The organism is Cupriavidus basilensis OR16, assembly GCF_000243095.1.
Classification (GTDB): Bacteria; Pseudomonadota; Gammaproteobacteria; order Burkholderiales; family Burkholderiaceae; genus Cupriavidus; species Cupriavidus basilensis_D.
Genome location: NZ_AHJE01000011.1, coordinates 1 through 18,144, shown reverse-complemented (window position 1 = coordinate 18,144; position 18,144 = coordinate 1). Strand labels below are relative to the sequence as shown.

General features: G+C 66.6%; 17 protein-coding genes and 2 pseudogenes. 1 reads left to right on the top strand and 18 read right to left on the bottom strand.

What is annotated here, in order from left to right; genetic code table 11:
* The 18 genes and pseudogenes from OR16_RS40765 to OR16_RS03510 form a co-directional block, all read right to left on the bottom strand.
* Positions 1-201, bottom strand: a pseudogene (locus tag OR16_RS40765) (biotin carboxylase N-terminal domain-containing protein); the annotation flags it as partial.
* 97 nt (positions 202-298) lie between these two features.
* On the bottom strand, positions 299-1,345 hold the full coding sequence (bioB, locus tag OR16_RS03590) for a biotin synthase BioB (RefSeq protein WP_006156601.1): 1,047 nt from the start codon (positions 1,343-1,345) through the stop codon (positions 299-301).
* A gap of 62 nt (positions 1,346-1,407) precedes the next feature.
* On the bottom strand, positions 1,408-2,127 hold the full coding sequence (gene bioD, locus OR16_RS03585) for a dethiobiotin synthase (RefSeq protein ID WP_006156600.1): 720 nt from the start codon (positions 2,125-2,127) through the stop codon (positions 1,408-1,410).
* Positions 2,124-3,341 carry an 8-amino-7-oxononanoate synthase gene (gene bioF, locus OR16_RS03580; protein WP_006156599.1) on the bottom strand — a complete coding sequence of 406 codons (1,218 nt, stop codon included), beginning with the start codon at positions 3,339-3,341 and terminating at the stop codon, positions 2,124-2,126. The genes bioD and bioF overlap by 4 nt, the downstream gene beginning before the upstream one ends.
* Positions 3,331-4,818 (bottom strand): adenosylmethionine--8-amino-7-oxononanoate transaminase, encoded by a 1,488-nt coding sequence (bioA, locus tag OR16_RS03575; RefSeq protein ID WP_006156598.1) that lies wholly within the window; start codon positions 4,816-4,818, stop codon positions 3,331-3,333. The genes bioF and bioA overlap by 11 nt, the downstream gene beginning before the upstream one ends.
* Positions 4,819-5,091: 273 nt before the next feature.
* Positions 5,092-6,000, bottom strand: a complete 909-nt coding sequence (locus tag OR16_RS03570) for a dienelactone hydrolase family protein (protein WP_006156597.1) — start codon at positions 5,998-6,000, stop codon at positions 5,092-5,094.
* A 60-nt stretch (positions 6,001-6,060) separates the two neighbouring features.
* The gene (locus OR16_RS03565) at positions 6,061-6,750 is read right to left on the bottom strand and encodes a glutathione S-transferase family protein (protein ID WP_006156596.1); all 690 of its coding nucleotides are present in this window, start codon (positions 6,748-6,750) and stop codon (positions 6,061-6,063) included.
* The gene (locus tag OR16_RS03560) at positions 6,747-7,166 is read right to left on the bottom strand and encodes a YchJ family metal-binding protein (protein WP_006156595.1); all 420 of its coding nucleotides are present in this window, start codon (positions 7,164-7,166) and stop codon (positions 6,747-6,749) included. The genes OR16_RS03565 and OR16_RS03560 overlap by 4 nt, the downstream gene beginning before the upstream one ends.
* Positions 7,163-7,852 (bottom strand): HAD family hydrolase, encoded by a 690-nt coding sequence (locus OR16_RS03555; RefSeq protein ID WP_006156594.1) that lies wholly within the window; start codon positions 7,850-7,852, stop codon positions 7,163-7,165. The genes OR16_RS03560 and OR16_RS03555 overlap by 4 nt, the downstream gene beginning before the upstream one ends.
* Entirely contained in the window at positions 7,849-8,553 is a 705-nt protein-coding gene (locus OR16_RS03550) for a 2-hydroxychromene-2-carboxylate isomerase (RefSeq protein WP_006156593.1), read from the bottom strand. Before OR16_RS03550 ends, OR16_RS03555 begins: the two co-directional genes overlap by 4 nt.
* A 93-nt stretch (positions 8,554-8,646) precedes the next feature.
* Positions 8,647-9,777: an acyl-CoA dehydrogenase family protein gene (locus tag OR16_RS03545; protein ID WP_006156592.1), complete on the bottom strand. Its 1,131-nt coding sequence runs from the start codon at positions 9,775-9,777 to the stop codon at positions 8,647-8,649.
* A gap of 48 nt (positions 9,778-9,825) precedes the next feature.
* Positions 9,826-10,506: an SDR family oxidoreductase gene (locus OR16_RS03540; RefSeq protein WP_006156591.1), complete on the bottom strand. Its 681-nt coding sequence runs from the start codon at positions 10,504-10,506 to the stop codon at positions 9,826-9,828.
* 96 nt (positions 10,507-10,602) lie between these two features.
* A pseudogene (locus OR16_RS03535) lies at positions 10,603-11,786 on the bottom strand (acetyl-CoA C-acetyltransferase).
* A gap of 93 nt (positions 11,787-11,879) precedes the next feature.
* The gene (can, locus tag OR16_RS03530) at positions 11,880-12,551 is read right to left on the bottom strand and encodes a carbonate dehydratase (protein ID WP_006156590.1); all 672 of its coding nucleotides are present in this window, start codon (positions 12,549-12,551) and stop codon (positions 11,880-11,882) included.
* Positions 12,548-14,392, bottom strand: coding sequence for a bifunctional isocitrate dehydrogenase kinase/phosphatase (aceK, locus tag OR16_RS03525; RefSeq protein WP_006156589.1), 1,845 nt, complete (start codon positions 14,390-14,392; stop codon positions 12,548-12,550). Before aceK ends, can begins: the two co-directional genes overlap by 4 nt.
* Before the next feature lie 143 nt (positions 14,393-14,535).
* Positions 14,536-15,726, bottom strand: coding sequence for an isovaleryl-CoA dehydrogenase (locus tag OR16_RS03520; protein ID WP_006156588.1), 1,191 nt, complete (start codon positions 15,724-15,726; stop codon positions 14,536-14,538).
* A gap of 52 nt (positions 15,727-15,778) precedes the next feature.
* Entirely contained in the window at positions 15,779-16,237 is a 459-nt protein-coding gene (locus OR16_RS03515) for a PaaI family thioesterase (RefSeq protein WP_006156587.1), read from the bottom strand.
* 85 nt (positions 16,238-16,322) lie between these two features.
* A complete protein-coding gene (locus OR16_RS03510) occupies positions 16,323-16,760 on the bottom strand; it encodes a MerR family transcriptional regulator (protein WP_006156586.1) in 438 nt (145 codons plus the stop codon).
* Between the two features lie 198 nt (positions 16,761-16,958).
* On the opposite strand from OR16_RS03510, the gene OR16_RS03505 reads away from it, so the two are divergent.
* Complete coding sequence (locus tag OR16_RS03505; protein WP_006156585.1) at positions 16,959-18,032, top strand: MBL fold metallo-hydrolase; 1,074 nt, start codon at positions 16,959-16,961, stop codon at positions 18,030-18,032.
* Positions 18,033-18,144: the final 112 nt, after the last annotated feature.

Here is an 18,144-nt window from a genome sequence, read left to right as displayed (position 1 = left end):
ATGATGTGGTCGCCGCGCAGGTAGCTGTCGCGGGCTGCCGCGCCGCCGATATGCACGGCCTCGTCGCACAGCGCCACGTGGCGCGCGTTGGCGTCGGCGTCGGAGTAGACCGCCACCGTGCGGATGCCGAGGCGGCGGCAGGTAGCTGCCACGCGGCAGGCGATTTCGCCGCGAGTTGGCGATCAGGATCTTGTTGAACACGGCGCCCCCCCCCTGATGGACTGCGGTCCGCAGCCAGTGCGGTTGCGGGGCGGCGGCCCTCGGCCGTTGGCCGTTGGCCGCCGCCATTCCCGCCAGCTTACCCTGCGTAGCCCTCGGTGCGGATATCGAGCCGCGCCAGCAGCGCGCGGTCGCGGTCAGCCTGGGGGTTGGCGGTGGTCAGCAGGCGGTCGCCGTAGAAGATGGAATTGGCGCCGGCCATGAAACACAGGGCCTGCAGCGCGTCGTCCATGGTCTCGCGGCCGGCGGACAGGCGCACCATGGCGCTCGGCATGGTGATGCGCGCCACGGCGATGGTGCGCACGAACTCGAACGGGTCGATCGGCGCGGTGTCGGCCAGCGGCGTGCCCTTGACCGCCACCAGGTTGTTGATGGGCACCGACTCGGGATACGGGTCGAGGTTGGCCAGTTGCGCGATCAGCCCGGCGCGCGCCTCGCGCGATTCACCCATGCCGACGATGCCGCCGCTGCACACATTGATGCCGGCCCCGCGCACATGGCCAATGGTGTCCAGGCGGTCCTGGTAGGTGCGGGTGCCGATGATCTCGCCGTAGAACTCGGGCGAGGTATCGAGATTGTGGTTGTAGTAGTCAAGGCCGGCGTCCTTCAGGCGCTGCGCCTGCTCGGCCTCCAGCATGCCGAGCGTGACGCAGGTCTCCAGGCCCATGGCCTTGACCTCTTTCACCATCTCGATCACCGGCTCGAGGTGACGGTCCTTGGGGCTGCGCCAGGCGGCGCCCATGCAGAAGCGGCCAGCGCCGCTAGCCTTGGCGGCGCGCGCGGCTTCCAGCACCTCATCGAGCGCCATCAGCTTGCCTGCGGTGACGCCGGCATCGTGGTGCGCGCTCTGCGGGCAATAGCCGCAATCCTCTTCGCAGCCGCCGGTCTTGATCGACAGCAGCGTGGAGAGTTGCACGGCATTGGCATCGAAATGCTCGCGGTGCACCTGCTGGGCGCGGAACAGCAGATCGTTGAACGGCAGCGCGTATAGCGCGGCCACCTCGGCTACGGTCCAGTCGCCCGGCTTGCTGGCGGGAGCGGATTCGGCAAAGCGGCGGGCGGTCTGGCGCAGGGTGTCGGCGGAAATGGTGGCGACGGTTTCGCCTGCGTGGGTGGTTGCGGTCATGGTTGTTATCGGTTCCGGTGATTCGTTTGGTGTTTTTTTTTTTTGCTTGGTTCGGCGCGCGCTCAGGCAGCGATGCTGGCGCCGGCATGGCAGGCGGCAAGCAGCGGCGCCAGCGCGAGCTGGCTGGCGGCTTCGGCCGGTGCGACCTGCCACGGCAACGTGCCGAGCCAGGGTGCGCCCAGCGCCGCGCGCAGCGTGCCGATGTTCTCGTCGGCGAGGTGCATGCCGGGATCGATGCGGTTGGCGATCCAGCCAGCCAGGTGCAGGCCGCGTGCGCGCACGGCCTCGGCGGTGAGCAGTGCATGGCTGATGCAGCCGAGGCGGATACCGACCACCAGCACCACCGGCAGGCCGAGCATCACGGCGAGGTCGGCCGTGTCCCAGCCGCCCTGCTCCCTCGGCGCGCCGTCCAGCGGCACGCAAAAGCCGCCGACGCCTTCCACCACCACCGCATCGGCCTGCGCCTGCAGCGCGGCAAACGCGGCGCGAATCGGCTCGCGCGTGATGCGCGCGCCTTCGATGGCGGCGGCCAGGTGCGGCGAGGCCGGCGTGCGCAGCAAGAACGGGCATGTCTGCGCCTGCGGCACGGTCACCGCGCTGGCTTCGCGCAACTGCGCCACGTCATCGTTATGCCAGTGGTCGCCGCGCCACTCGCTACCGCTGGCGACCGGCTTCATGCCGACGGCACGGTGGCCGGCGGCGCGCAGCGCATGCAGCAAGGTGGCGCTGGCGTGGGTCTTGCCGATGCCGGTGTCGGTGCCGGTGACGAAGGAGGCGATCATGACGCCTCCTTCGCCGGCACCACGCTGCCCAGGCTCGCCAGCAGGCGCTCCACATCGGCCACGGTGTGCGAGGCCGACAGCGTGATGCGCAGGCGCGCCGTACCAACGGGCACGGTCGGCGGGCGGATCGCGCCAACGCGGATGCCATCCGCTTCCAGCGCGGCGGACAACGCCAGCGCCGCCACGTTGTCGCCCACGATCACGGGCTGGATCGCGGTGGCGCTCTCGCCCAGGCGCCAGCCAGCCGCCCGCGTCAGGCCAGCCAGCCCGCCACGCAGCGTGCGGATCAGCTTGTTGAGCTGCGTGCGGCGTTGCCGCCCTTCGTCGCCGCCGATCAGCGCCAGGCTGGCGGACAAGGCGTGCGCCACCGCCGGCGGCGCGGCCGTGGTGTAGATGTACTGGCGCGCGGTGTTGACGAGATGATCGATGATGGTTGCGTGCGCGGCCACGAAGGCGCCCGCCACGCCGGCGGCCTTGCCCAGCGTGCCGATGTAGATAAAGCGCGGCGACGTCAGCGCGAGGTGCTCCAGCACGCCGTGGCCTTGCTCGCCCAGCACGCCGAAGCCATGCGCGTCATCCAGGATGATCCAGGCGTCGTGCCGCTCGGCCAGCGTCAGCAGCTCGGCCAGCGGCGCGAAATCGCCGTCCATGCTGAACACGCTGTCGGTGACGATCAGCTTGAGCGGGCTGGTGCTCGCGGCCAGCAAGCCCTCGAGCTCGGCCACGTTGCGATGCGCATAGCGGCGCACCTCGGCACGCGCCAGGCGCGCGCCGTCGATCAGGGACGCATGGTTGAGCGCTTCGCAGAAGAGCGTGGCATCGGCGCTGCCAAGCGCGGTCAGCACCGCCATGTTGGCCATATAGCCGGTGCAGAAGTAGAGCGCGGCCGCGTGCGGAATGTTCGGCGCGAACCACGCCGCCAGCTCGCCCTCGAGCCGGTGGTGGGCCAGCGAATGGCCGCTCACCAGGTGGGACGCCCCGCTGCCCGCGCCGAACTGGCGCGCGCCCTCGGCCATGGCCTCGATCAGCGCGGGATGGTTGGCAAGGCCCAGGTAGTCATTGCTGCAGAACGTCAGCAGCGAGTGCATCTCGTCGCCGCAGGCATCGCTCACGGCTTGTTGCGGCGCGCAGGCGGAGTACGCGGTCCGGCGGCGCCGCGTCAGTGCCTTTTCGTCGCGCTCGGCGGCGGCCAGTGTCAGGTGCTCAAGCAGCATGGCATATCTCCGTGGGTGCGCCGGTACCGTTGCCGGCGCTGTCGTTCTGTTCCATGCCTGCCAGTACCGTGTCGAGCGTGGCCTGCAACTGGCCGGCCAGCCACTGCGCCAGCTCCGCGTCGAACACATACGGCGGCATGATGTAAAGCGTGCGGCCGATCGGCCGGATCAGCACGCCGTGCGCGCGCGCGGCATGATGAAAGCGCGCGGCAAACTCCCCCGCGTCGGCGGCGAATGCCTCGCGTACGTCGGCGGCCCAGATCAGCCCGCGCTGGCGCACGTGGTGCAGCCGCGCATCCGCCGCGAGCCCTGCCATGGCTTGCGCGAGCCACTGCGCACGCTGGCGGTTGCGCGCCACCACGTCTTGCTTGGCGAAGAGGTCCAGCGTGGCCAGCGCGGCGCGGCAGGCCAGCGGGTTGCCGGTATACGAGTGCGAGTGCAGGAAGCTGCGGGCGCGGTCCGGGTCGCCCGCCTCGGCCACGAAGGCCTGCTGGATCGCGCTGCGCGACAGCACCAGCGAGAGCGGCAGGTAGCCGCCGCTGATGCCCTTGGACAAGCACAGGAAATCCGGCCACAGGTGCGCCGGCAGCGGTGCGCCGGGCTCGCCCGCGCACCGCGCCTGCTCCCACGCGAAGAAGGTGCCGGTACGCCCGCACCCCACCGCGATCTCGTCGGCGATCAGGTGCACGCGGTAGCGGTCGCACAGTGCGCGCACGCCTTCCAGGTAGAGCGGTTCGTGCATGGCCATGCCAGCGGCGCACTGCACCAGCGGCTCGATGATCAGCGCTGCGATCTGGCCGCCGCGCGCTTGCAGCAGCGCCTCCAGCGCATCCAGCGCGCGCTGCGCGACCTGCGCGGCGCTCTCGCCCGGCGCGGCCTGGCGCGCATCCGGCGACATCACCACATGCGAGCTCATCAGCATCGGATCGTAGGCATCGCGGAAGATCGCCACATCGGTCACCGCCAGCGCGCCCACGGTCTCGCCGTGGTAGCCGTGGCGCAGGCAGACGAATTCGCGCTTGCCGCCCAGGCCGGTGTTGCGCCAGTAGTGGAAGCTCATCTTCAGCGCAATCTCCACGGCGGACGCGCCGTCGCTGGCATAGAAGACATGGCCGAGCGCGCCGCCGGTGAGCGCCGACAGGCGCTCGGCCAGCTCCACCGCCGGCGCATGCGTGCAGCCGGCCAGCATCACGTGCTCGAGCGTGTCGAGCTGCTCGCGCAGCGCGGCGTTGATGTCAGGGTTGGCGTGGCCAAACAGGTTGACCCACCAGGAGCTGGTGGCATCGAAATAGCGCTGGCCGCCGGTGTCGTGCAGCCAGGGGCCCTCGCCGCGGGCGATGGCGAGCGGCGGTTCGCCGGCATCGGGCCGCAGCGGCGTGCACGGATGCCATACCGCGCGCAAGCTGCGCTCGCCGAGCGTAGGCTGGGCGGGATGCGCGCTCGGCACCGGGGACGCGGAATTGGACTGGTCTTCCAAGGGAACCCTCCTTTGTTGACCGCGCGCTGGCCGGCCCAGGCAGCCGAAGCCTGGCGTGGCGGCACTTGCGTGCGGGTTGGGGAGAGTCATGGTAGGGAGCTACCTGGTGAATTGGCAAACAGCGCCGGATTTACACGTTGGCAACACGTTGAGCGACAAAGCACGAAGAAGTACGTAACCGCCTCGTATCTTGACGCTTGCGTGCACCTATCTCCACCCCGCGCCGCCGGATGCGGCGCGCGATTCCATCCATCCATCGAAAAAAACAGCCCGTCACGGCTGCGGATCGAACGATAACCCGATCTCCCTGAAGAACCGCCCGACCTCGGGCAGCCAGATCGCCACGCCCGCGCGGGCGCCGAACAACGTGTGGGAGTCGCCCGCGAATGTGCCGTAGTCCACCATGCGAGCGTTGGCGGCAGGGCCATGCGCCTGCGCGGCATAGGCCTCGAAGAATTTTGCCGGCAGGGGCTGCGGCCAGTAGCTGTCGTTATCACCGTACAGCCACAGCGAGGGATAGCGCGCCTTTTTACCGTAGCCGCCGAACGCGTCCGTCAGGTTGAATTCCCAGCGGCTGCAGGACGCATCGCGCAGGCCGCCGGCAAAATTGATCACGCCCAGCACGCCCGGATACACGATGGTGCTGAATGCCATGGTGGTCAGCCCGCCATGCGACTGGCCGATCACCACGATGCGCGACTTGTCCACATAGGGCTGCTTGACCATGTATTCGAGCGCGGCTACCACGTCCTCGGCCTGCACCAGGCCGTTGCTCTCGACATTGCAGCCAGCGCCGATATAGGCGCCGCCGGATTTGGAAAAGCCCTGGCGCATCGGCAGTGCCACCACGTAGCCGCGCTTGACGAATTCCGCGCTCTGCACGAGGTAGCGTGCGCGCGACTGGAAGGCCGGCTTGCCCTGCGCCTTGCCGTGATTGATCACGACCAGCGGAAACGGGCCGTCGCCAGGTGGCTTGAAGATGGTGGTTTCCAGCGCCAGCGAGAACATGATGCCGGGCTTGGGAATCATCACGATCTGCTCCGACGATCCGGGGATGGCGATGGCGGCGGTGATCGTCTCTGGTGCCTCCAAGTCCTGATTCGCGGATGGCGCCCGGGCCATTGCCCCGGCGAATGGCAGGGGCAGCAGCAGGGCCAGGGCCAGTCGATGCGTCCATCTCATGATTGCCTGCTCCCCCGTTGCCCTGCCGCGCGTGGTGCCGCTCCTCTGCTGCCCGCTGCCTCAGGCCGTGCGCCTGGGCAGCGGATGCCCCGGCAACAGGTCGTACGGATGGCGCCAGCCCGGCAGCGCGCGCAGCCGCTCGGTCCAGGCGTGGAGTTGCGGATACTCCTTGCGCCAGTGCACGCCGATCTCGTCGTCGTAGAACACGTAGCCGGCCAGCGAGAAATCCGCGATGGTCAGGCGCTCGCCCAGCACGTAGGCCCGCCCGGACAAATGCGTGTTGAGCACGTTCCACGCGCCCTCGCAACGTTGTCTCAGGAACTGCAGCACCGCCGGATCCGGTGCCTTGGCGAAGGTGCGCAGGAAGCGGTAGGTGGCGGTGTAGGACGTGAACTTGTGGTTGTCGAACAGCAGCCAGCGCAAGACCTCGGAGCGTTCGGTCTCATTGGCGGGCCCGTAGATATCGAGCCGCCGCGCCAGCAGGTCCAGGATGGCGCCCGATTGCGACAACCGCTGGCCATCGAACTCCAGCACCGGCGCCTCACCCATTTCGTTGATGGCGCGGTACTCGGGCGTGTGCGTCTCGCCGTTGAAGTAGTCAACGAAGCGCGGCGTCCACAGCTTGCGGCCACGCTGCACGCCGACGGTTTCCAGCAGCAATGCCACCTTGTAGGTGTTGCCGGATTGCGCGAAGCCATACAGCAGGTATTCGGTGTCCTGCGCCGTACCAGCAGCCATCGATTCCGTCATGGTGTCTCCCCCAGCATTTCGCCATCGATATAAAGCCAGCGCGGCGCCTCGCCGGCGCCGCGCGGCTCGCACACAAAGCGGCTGCGCTCATGCAGCCGCCACGCGCGCCCGCCCACCTTGTAGCGCGCCACGAACTCCACCTGGGCATGCGTCTCGTCCTGCTGCGCATGCGCCTTGATGGCCAGCCCGAGCCAGCGCGTGTCCTTGTCGGCGGCGAGGTCGGACGGGCAGGTGGACGGATGCCAGGTATGGCGCAGCCAATCCACGTCGCCCAGCACATAGGCGCTGTAGCGCGAGCGCATCAGTTGCTCGGCGTTGAACGGCAGCGCCTCGCCACGGTGAAAGCGCCCGCAGCAGGCGGCGTAGTCGCCGCCGCCGCATGGGCAACCGCCGGCGCCGGACGCGCGCGCCTTCATCCGATCAGCCCCGGCAGCTCGCGCATATCGGTGAAGGTACCGACAGCGCCGGCGGCCATCAGCGATGGCGCCGCGTTGCGCGCGGCATAGCCAAACACGGTCATGCCCGCGGCAACACCTGCGGTCACGCCGGTCGGGCTATCTTCGATCACCGCGCAGCGTGCCGGTTCCACGTTCATGGTGCGCGCCGCCAGCAGGTACACATCGGGCGCGGGCTTGCTGCGCTCCACCTCGGTCGACGAGAAGATATGCTCGCGCTCGTCCTGCTGGAACAGCTCCACCAGGCCGGTGCGGGTCAGCTGCAGCTTGACCTTGATGCGATCCGCGCCCGAGGCCACGCAGATGGGCAGGCCGGCGGCAGCGATCCCGGAAACCGCCTCGCGCACATGCGCCACCGCCTGCACTTCCGCCTCCAGCACCGTATTGCGCCGCACGAACCATTGCGACAGCCAGTTCTCGGGCAACGGCGCGCCGCGCCTGCGCTCGATGTTCTCGAGCTCTTCGCGCACCGCGCGGCCGAGGAACCACTTGGTCGATTCTTCGATCGAGATGCGGATGCCAAGCTCGTTGAGCATCTCGTTGAGCACGCGGTTGACGATGGGCTCGCTGTCGACGAGCACGCCGTCGCAATCGAAAATCACGCAATCAAAACGGGGATGGCGGATAGGCTTGATGCTGGCATTCATGCGGGTTTCTTTTCCTTGCTGCTGTCTGTGCTGCTACCCGTGCTGCCGTCCGAGCTGCTTGTGTTGCTGTCCTTGCCCGGTACGGCATGCAGCGCCATCGGGCGCTTGCTCTTCAGGTGCGCCTCGATCTGGTCGAAGCGGTCGAAGCCCCAGAACGGCTCGCCGTCGATGATCACGAAGGGCGAGCCGAACACGCCTTTGGCCATCGCCACCTCGATCTCGGCCTTGAGCTGGTCCTTGATCTGGAAGCCGCTGGCGCCGGCATCCATGGCATGCGCGTCGATGCCGAGCGGCTCGGCCAGCTTCACCAGTTCGGCGGGCTCGGCGATATTGATATCTTCCACGAACAGGGCGTGATAGACCGACTTGGCAAACGCGGTGGCGACATCATCGCCATGATGGTTCTGCAGCCACAGCACGGCGCGCGCGGCTTGCGTGGTAGGCAACGGGAAGTGCGTCGGGCGCTTGTACTCGATGCCGTGAAAGCGGGCCGTGCGCTCAAAGTCGCGCCAGGCGTATTCCCCCTTGAGTGGCACTTGCGGCAGCGGCGCGCTGCCGGTGGTCTTGAACACCACGCCAAGCAGGATCGGATGCCAGGCGACGATGCGCCCGTATTTTTGCGCCAGCTCGTCGATGCGCGTGCTGGCGAAGTAGCCATAGGGCGAGGAAAAATCGAAGTAGAAGTCGATGGCAGCAGTCATTGTCTGGGGGCTCCTGGCGTCTGGCCGTTTGGGTTCAGTACTTCGGTGCTTCGATGTTACGTTGGTTCCGTGATGCGGCGCAATCAAGCGCCGTCAAGCCAGCGCCCGCGCGATCAGTATCTTCTGGATGTCGCTGGTGCCCTCGTAGATCTGGCAGACGCGCACATCCCGGTAGATGCGCTCGACCGGGAAATCGCTGACATAGCCATAGCCGCCGAAGACCTGGATGGCGGCGGAGCAGACCTCCTCGGCCATCTCGCTGGCGTACAGCTTGGCCATGGCGGCCTCCTTCAGGCAGGGCCGCCCCGCGTCCTTGAGCGATGCGGCGTGCCACACCATCTGCCGCGCCACCTCGATCTTGGTCGCCATGTCGGCCAGGCGGAACTGCACGGCCTGGTGCGCGAACAGCGGCTGGCCGAAGCTCTCGCGTTCCTTGGCATACGCCAGCGCCGCGTCGAACGCCGCGCGCGCCATGCCGATGCTTTGCGAGGCAATGCCGATGCGCCCGCCTTCCAGGCCGGACAGCGCCATCTTGTAGCCCGCACCCTCCTCACCCAGCATATTGACAGCCGGCACGCGGCAATCCTCGAACAGGATCTGCGCGGTGTCCGACGAATGCTGGCCGAGCTTTTCCTCCAGCCGCGCGACGATGTAGCCGGGCGTTGCGGTGGGCACCAGGAAAGCGCTGATGCCGCGCTTGCCCGCCGCCTTGTCGGTCACCGCAAGCACGATCGCCACGTCGGCGTTCTTGCCGCTGGTGATGAACTGCTTGACGCCGTTGAGCACGTAGTCGTCGCCATCGCGCACCGCGCTGGTGCGCAGCGCGGCGGCGTCCGAGCCCACGTGCGGCTCGGTCAGGCAGAACGCGCCGAGCATGTCGCCGCGCGCGAGCGGCACCAGCCACTGCTGCTTCTGCGCCTCACTGGCGAAGGCCATCAACATGCTGCACACCGGGCAGTTGTTGACGCTGATGACGGTGGAGGTGCCGCCGTCGCCGGCTGCGATTTCCTCCAGGATCAGCGCCAGCGAGAGATAGTCGAGCCCCGCCCCGCCGTATTGCTCGGGCACCGCCACGCCGTAGGCGCCCAGCGCGGCCAACTCGCGGTGCACCGTCTGCGGGAAGGTCTTGTCGCGATCCCACGCGGCCGCGTGCGGCGCGATCTCCTGCTGCGCGAACTGGCGCACGGCATCGCGGATCATTTCCTGTTCTGGCGTGAGCAGCATGTCAATTCACCAAGGTGGTAGCGGAGTCGGGAGCCATGAACGCCGTGCTCACCACGGGATCACGCTGCCATCGTAATTGCGAAAGCCGCCGTTGTCCTGTCGGGTCGCGCCGGCGATCACAGCGCGCATGCCGGATACGCTTTGCTGCGGCGTGAGGTCAGCTTCCTTGCCGCCCATCTCGGTCTGCACCCAGCCCGGATGGAAGGCCAGGCAGGTGGCATGGCGCGCGTCGAGCGAGGCGGCTTTCAGCGCCGCGTTGGCCGCCGCCTTGCTAACCCGGTAGAGCCAGCTGCGGTTGCTGTCCATGGTGCCGATGCTGCCCATGCGCGAGGCCAGCACCGCCAGCACGCCGCCCTTGCCCGAACGCCCGGCCTCGACCAGCGGCAGCAGCAACGGCAGCGCCATCATCGGCCCCAGCACATTGACGTGCATCACCTTGTCGAAGTCCTCGCGGGTGACCGGCTGCGCGCCTTCGGTGCGCGGGCCGATCACGCCGGCGTTGTAGATCGCCACGTCGATGGCTTCGCCGTCGAGCTTCCAGCCCAGGCCCGCGACCTGGCCGGCGTCGGTCAGGTCGGCGCGCAGCGCTTGCGCGCCGAGCGCCTCGATCGCCTTGATGCCGTCGTCGCTACGCGCGACGGCCAGCACGCGCCAGCCATCGGCGCGATACTGCCGTACGAATTCGAGACCGATGCCACGCGAGGCACCCAGGATGAGAACGGTTGGCAAGGCAGTACTCCTTCTTCTAGTTTGGTTGCGGCCCGGCAGCCGCGCGCGGGCGGCTGCCGCTCTGTCGCGGCCGATGTCATGGCCGATGCCGCGGGGTCAGACGATCTCCAGCCCCACGGCGGTGGCCTCGCCCCCGCCGATGCACAAGCTGGCCACGCCGCGCTTGCCGCCGGTCTTGCGCAGCGCGCCGATCAGCGTGGCCATGATGCGCGCGCCGGAGGCGCCGACGGGTGGCCCAGCGCGCAGGCGCCGCCGTGAATGTTGACCTTGTCGCGCGGGATCTTGAGCTCGTGCATGGCGGCCATCGGCACCACGGCGAACGCTTCGTTGATCTCGAACAGGTCGACGCTGTCGGTGGTCCAGCCGAGCTTGTGGTACAGCTTGTTCATGGCGTCCACCGGCGCGGTGGAAAACCAGCCGGGCGCCTGCGCATGCGTGGTGTGACCCAGCATTCGGGCCAGCGGCACCAGGCCAAGCCGCTTGGCGGTGGATTCGCGCATCATCACCAGCGCGGCCGCGCCGTCGTTGATCGACGACGACGAGGCGGCGGTGATGGTGCCGTCCTTGGCAAAGGCGGGCTTGAGCGAAGGGATCTTGTCGAGCTTGATGCGGCGCGGGCCTTCGTCGGTGTCGATGATGGTGTCGCCGCCACGCCCCGGCACCGTCACCGGCGCGATCTCCCAGCGGAAGTCGCCGCGCTCGGTGGCCTGCTGGGCGCGCCGCACGCTCTCCATGGCGAACTCGTCCTGCGCCGCGCGGGTGAAGCCGTACTTGGCCGCGCAATCCTCGCCGAAAGTGCCCATCGAGCGGCCGCCGCCTTTTTCGTCCTTGATGTAGGCGTCTTCCAGACCGTCCAGCATCATATGGTCGAAGATCATGCCGTGGCCGATGCGGTAGCCGCCGCGGCCCTTGGGCACCAGGTACGGTGCATTGGTCATGCTCTCCATGCCGCCCGCGATGCCGATCTCGAACGAGCCCGCGATCAGCGCGTCATGCACATTCATGGCGGCACGCATGCCGGAGCCGCACATCTTGTTGACGGTGGTGCAACCCACGCCAAGCGGCAGGCCGGCGCCCAGCGCGGCCTGCCGGGCGGGCGCCGCGGGCAGCACGCAGCCAAACACCACTTCCTCGATCTGCTCCGGCGCGAGGCCCGCGCGTTCCACCGCGGCGCGGATGGCGGTGGCGCCAAGCTGCGGCGCCGTCAGCGTGGCGAACTCGCCCTGGAAAGCCGCCATGGGGGTGCGGGCGGCGGATACGATGACAACGGGATCATGCATGGTGTGTCTCCAATGATTGTGGCGCTGACTGGCGGCGATGATTGGCGCTTTTCGGGAATCTCTTTGTACTCGCTGACGACGGATGACCGATGCTTAGCGGATCGACGCTTGCGGCGGATCGCCGAACTGGCGGTAGGCGGCCTCAAGCTGCGCATGCAGTTCGTCGTTGCTGCTGGCGGCCATGCCCAGGTCGCGCAGCAGGCCGTCGGATACGCCGTAGACCCAGCCATGCACCGTGACCGGCTGCCCGCGGTCCCAGGCGTCCTGCAGCACCGTGGTCTGGCACACGTTGTTGACCTGCTCGATCACGTTGAGCTCGCACAGGCGCGTATGCGCGTCTTCCTCGCGCGTGATGGTGCCGAGATAGGCGCCGTGCTTGTCGGCCACGTCGCGCACATGGCGCAGCCAGTTGTCGGCCAGGCCGATGCGCTGGCGCTTGAGCGCCACCTTGACGCCGCCGCAGCCATAGTGGCCCACCACGGTGATATGGCGCACCTTGAGCACTTCCACCGCGAACTGGATCACGGCCAGCGCGTTGAGGTCGCTATGGGCGATGACGTTGGCGATATTGCGGTGGACGAACACCTCGCCCGGCGCCAGCCCGAGGATCTGGTTGGCCGGCACGCGCGAATCCGAGCAGCCGATCCATAGGTACTCGGGCGCCTGCTGGTTTGCCAGGCGCATGAAGAAGCTCGGGTCCTCCGCATTGACGCGGTCCACCCACTCGCGGTTGTTGCGGAAAAGCTGGGCGATGGCGTCACTCATGCGACTCTCCTTGCGGGAGCGGGTTCGTTGCCGTGCGTGCGCGCTTCGGCGCCGCCGCTGCCGGCGCCGTAGCGATGGATAAAGCGTTCAGAAACATCATAGGCATAGAAATCATGGATTTGCCCGGCCAGCAGCCGGTCCTTGTGAGCCTGCCACATGGCAGGATCGAAAAAATCTTCGTGGTGCCGCAGGAAGGCGGCGCGCACGCGCGCATCGCCGAGCAGGAAGGTGCGATAGGTCTCGGGGAAGATGTCGTGCCGTCCCACGCTGTACCAGACCTCGCCCGACATTTCCTCCTCCTCGTTGCGCGCCTGCGGCACGTGGCGGACGTTGGTCTGCGTCATGTACTCGATCTCGTCGTAGTCGTAGAACACCACGCGCCCGTGGCGCGTCACGCCGAAATTCTTGTAGAGCATGTCACCGGGGAAGATATTGGCGGCGATCAGCTCCTTGACGGCGTTGCCATACTCGACGATGCCGTGCTCGACCTGCGCATCCGAGCCTTCCTGCAGCCAGATGTTCAGCGGCGTCATGCGGCGCTCAATATACACGTGGCGCACGACAATCTCCTCGCCGCCATCCTTGCCGCGCTGGTACTCGACCATCGACGGCGCGTGCAGCTCCAGCTCGCGCACCAGCCCATCGTCAAAGCGCGAGAGCGGGAAGGCCACATCGGAATACTCCAGCGTATCGGCCATGCGGCCGACGCGGTCGTGCTGCTTGACCAGCTGGTACTTCGACTTGATCAGCTCGCGCGTGGTCTCCTTGGGCGCCGGGTAGTAGTCCTTGATCACCTTGAACACGTAAGGGTACGACGGCAGCGTGAACACCAGCATCACCAGGCCCTTGATGCCAGGCGCGCTGATGAACTTGTCCGAGGAGTGCTGCAGGTGGTGCAGGAAGTCCCGGTAGAACAGGTTCTTGCCCTGCTTCTGCAGGCCTAGCGAGGTGTAGATTTCCGCGCGCGGCTTGCGCGGCATGATGTCGCGCAGGAAAGTCACGTACGCCGAGGGGATCTCCATGTCGACCATGAAGTACGAGTGCGTGAAGGAGAACAGGATCAGCAACTGCACCTTCTTGAGCAGCACCGTATCGAGCGACAGCTTGCCATCGGGCGTGTGCACGATCGGAATCGCCAGCGGGAAGGTACGGTCCGCGTTCAGGATGCGGCCGATGATGAACGCCGACTTGTTGCGGAAGAACAGCGACGACAACACGTGGATCTGGAAATTCGGCGCAATGCGGAAGTCGCCGAAATACTCGGTGACGGCGCGCACCACATAGCCGATATCGCGCGTGAGATCGTCGAAGGGCCGCTCAAGCTGGAAGTTGTGGACAATGCGCTCGAAGCACGCCGCCATGCCCTTGCGGCTGCCCGGATAGTAAGCGCGGAAGGTCGGCCGGGTGGGCGACTCCTCGTTCTCGATGTACTCGGTCGAGATGGCCGGGCGCACGAAGATGAAGTCGTTGTTGAAGTACGAGCGGTGCAGGATGCGCGTGCACACCGAGTTGAAAAACGTCTCGGCCAGTTCTGGCTGGTGATGGTTGGTCAGCAGGCCGATGTAGTGCAGCTTGATCTGCTGCCAGATCTCATCCTCGATATTTTCCGCGTCGTACTCGTCTTCCAGGATCACGCTGGTTTCGCGCACCCGCTCATTGTAGAAGTCGATGCGGTCGCGCTGCATCTGCTGCAGGCCGAGCCAGTCGGCCGCTTCGAACTTCAGCTTGGCCAGGTGGCTGACTTCGCGGAACAGGCGGTAGTGCTTGTCAAACCCGTCCAGCATGGTGCGGGCCACGTCGTAGGCGATCTGCGAGGACAGCAGCTTGGGGAAGTGGGACATGTCGCAGACCGGTGGCTAAAGCTGAAGGGGGTTCCGCTGATTGTAAATTGGTTCGGCGGCCGGGCGAGTGCTCTTTCGGTCAATTCGGCGTGGGCGGCAGGGCACTTAGGCTGGCGCTGCCGCCTTGCGGCGCCGCGCCGGCATCACATGGTTTGCGAGAACAGTTCGCGCCCGATCAGCATGCGGCGGATTTCCGAGGTGCCCGCGCCGATCTCGTACAGCTTGGCATCACGCCACAGGCGGCCCACCGGATACTCGTTGATATAGCCGTTGCCGCCCAGGATCTGCACGGATTCGCCTGCCATCCAGGTGGCCTTCTCGGCGGTGTACAGGATCACCGCGGCGCAGTCCTTGCGCACCTGGCGCACGTGCCCGGTGCCGAGCGAATCCAGGTTCTTGCCGACCGTGTACAGGTAGCTGCGTGCTGCCTGCAAGGTGGTGTACATGTCGGCCACCTTGCCCTGGATCAGCTGGAACTCGCCGATGCTCTGGCCGAACTGCTTGCGGTCGTGGATATAGGGCGTGATGACGTCCATGCACGCCTGCATGATCCCCACCGGGCCACCGGAGAGCACGGCGCGCTCATAGTCCAGGCCGCTCATCAGCACCTTGGCGCCCAGGTTCTCGCCGCCGAGGATGTTCTCCACCGGCACTTCCACGTCCTGGAACACCAGCTCGCCCGTGTGCGAGCCGCGCATGCCGAGCTTGTCGAGCTTCTGCGCCACCGAGAAACCCTTCATGCCCTTCTCGACGATGAAGGCGGTCATGCCGCGCGCGCCGAGATCCGGCTCGGTCTTGGCGTAGACCACCAGCACATCGCAATCCGGCCCGTTGGTGATCCACATCTTGGTGCCGTTGAGCACGTAGCGGTCGCCCTTGAAATCCGCGCGCAGCTTCATGCTCACCACGTCGGAGCCGGCATTGGGCTCGCTCATGGCCAGCGCGCCGATCCAGTCGCCGGAGACCAGCTTGGGCAGGTACTTGGCTTTTTGCGCGGCGGTGCCGTTGCGGTGGATCTGGTTGACGCACAGGTTGGAGTGCGCGCCGTATGACAGGCCGACCGATGCCGAGGCGCGGCTGATTTCTTCCATGGCGATCATGTGGGCCAGGTAGCCCATATTGGCGCCGCCATACTCTTCCGCCACGGTGATGCCGAGCACGCCGAGGTCGCCCATCTTCTTCCAGGCATCCATCGGGAACTGGTCGGTGCGGTCGATCTCTGCCGCGCGCGGGGCCAGCTCGGCCTGCGCCCAGTTGCGCACGGTGTCGCGCAGCATGTCGATGTCTTCGCCCAAGTCGAATTTCAGGCCTGGCAGCTCGGTCGTTGCGGTCATGGCGGTCTCCTGGTGGAATCGGTCTTCTTGTTTTGTGGTTTCTGGTTTGTGCTCAGACGTGGTCCAACGTGCGCACCACGCACAAGGTCATCAGCATGGTGGCCACGGCCTTGCGCACGCCGGCGGTCTCGCTATACACATCGCCCTGCGCCACGATCAAGGTGCGCCCGGGCTTGAGCACGCGACCCACCGCCACCAGCCGCTCGCCCTGGGCGGGGGACAGCAGGTTGATCTTGTACTCGGCGGTCAGCCCGGCCTCGCCGTCCCCCACCATCGACAGCGCGGCGTAGCCGCAGGCGCTGTCGGCCAGCGCGCCGACGGCGCCACCGTGGAAAAAGCCGTGCTGCTGGGTCACGCCCTCGGACCACGGCATCGCGATCTCCACCTCGCCCCGCGTGACCCGCGTCAGCGCCGCGCCGAAGGTGGTCATCAGGCCTTGGCGCGAAAAGCTCGTGGCAATGGCATCCGCGCGCTCGGCGGACAACGGCGTGGAATCGACAGCTTGTGGCATGGGCTTTCCTCGATTGAGAAGCTATTCTATTGACGTTTACGTAAACGTCAATCAAATCAGATACCGAAACTGGAATAATGGTTGATCAGGCGCTTTTCTCCGCAGCCGGTGGTGACGCTTCGCACGCATGTGTCGCCAGCAACGCCCGGCACTGCCGCTCGTGCTGGTCGATCTCGGCTAGCTGCGCCTGCAGGTCCTCTAGCTGGCGCTCCAGCGTGCCGCGGTGATGCGCCAGCGAGTGCAGGAAGCGCTCCAGTTGCGGCGCGGTGTCACGCGGCGACTCGTACAGGTCGAGAATCTCGCGGATTTCGTTGAGCGTGAGCCCAAGGCGCTTGCCCCGCACGGTGAGCTTCAGGCGCGTGCGCTCGCGCCCGTTATAGACGCGCTTGCGCCCGGTCGGCCCTTCGCGCTCCGGCGACAGCAAGCCTTGGTCCTCGTAGAAACGGATCGCACGCGGCGTCACGTCGAACTCGCGGGCGAGATCGGTGATGGTGTAGGTTGGCGTGGCTGGCGAGTCTGGCATGGTGGCCCGGTAAAAAAGTGAACGGTCGTTCGGTACGGAATGAAGTTTTCGCTTAAGATTGAAAAAGCCCGTTCCAGTTGACGTTTACGTTAGCGTCAGGCAAGGCCGCTGGCAACCATGACATGCAACCGCAACAATGAGAAAGCCCGCCTGCGCCCAGCACTGCGCGCACAGGGCTTCAGACCCGAGAGACTCCCCATGAACGCACTCGAACACGAACTCCAATATCCGTTTGGCGAAACCCTGCCCGCAGGTGGCGCGCGGCAGGAAGTGGCGCCTGGCGTCTACTGGCTGCGCATGCCGCTGCCCTTCGCGCTGGACCACATCAACCTGTGGCTGGTGCGCGACCGCCTGGAAGGCCGCGACGGCTGGACCATCATCGATTGCGGCGTCACCAACGACACCATCAAGGCGCATTGGGAAACCCTGTTCGCCAACGAGCTCGATGGCCTGCCCGTGCTGCGCGTGCTGGCCACCCACTGCCATCCCGACCACATCGGCCTGGCGCACTGGCTGTGCAAGCGCTGGGACGTCCGCCTGTGGATGAGCCTGGGCGACTACATGAACGCCCGCGTGATGGGCGGCGGCAACGGCGCCGGCTCCAACGCGGGCGGCGACTTCGCGGCCAGCCACTTTGCCCGCCACGGCCTGACGGACGCGGACAGCCTGGAAAAGCTGCGCGCTCGCAAGAGCTATTACCCGACGCTGGTGCCGGACCTGCCCACCCAGTACCGGCGCATGATGGACGGCGACGTGGTCTCCATGGGCACCGACCCGGCAAGGTCAGGCTGGAGAGTGATCACTGGCTTTGGCCATGCACCCGAACATGTCGCGCTCTATAACGCCGCCTTGAATGTGCTGGTTTCCGGCGACATGGTGCTACCGCGCATCTCCACCAATGTCAGCGTGTTCGACATGGAGCCGGAAGCCAATCCGCTCAAGCTATACCTGGACTCCCTGGGCAAGTACGAGCCACTGCCCGAGGACGTGCTGATCCTGCCGTCGCACGGGCGGCCGTTCCGGAACCTGCATACCCGGATCCGCCAATTGCGCGAACACCACGTGGAGCGGCTCGCCGAGACGCGGGCAGCCTGTGTGGAGAAGGCCTGCAATGCGCATGACATCGTCGGCGTGATTTTCAACCGGCAGTTTGATATTCACCAGATGACGTTTGCCATGGGCGAGGCGCTGGCGCACTTGCACGTGTTGTGGCATGCGGGGGATGTGAGGCGGGAGGTTGGGGAGGATGGGATTGTTAGGTTTAGGGGGTAGGGGGTATTGGTGGGGGTAGCTGTTTTTGTTGCGGCAACTGAAACTGCAAAATCAGCTTCAAATTCAATGGCTTAACTGCAGCTTCAACCGCAACTTCAACGGCAGTTTCACC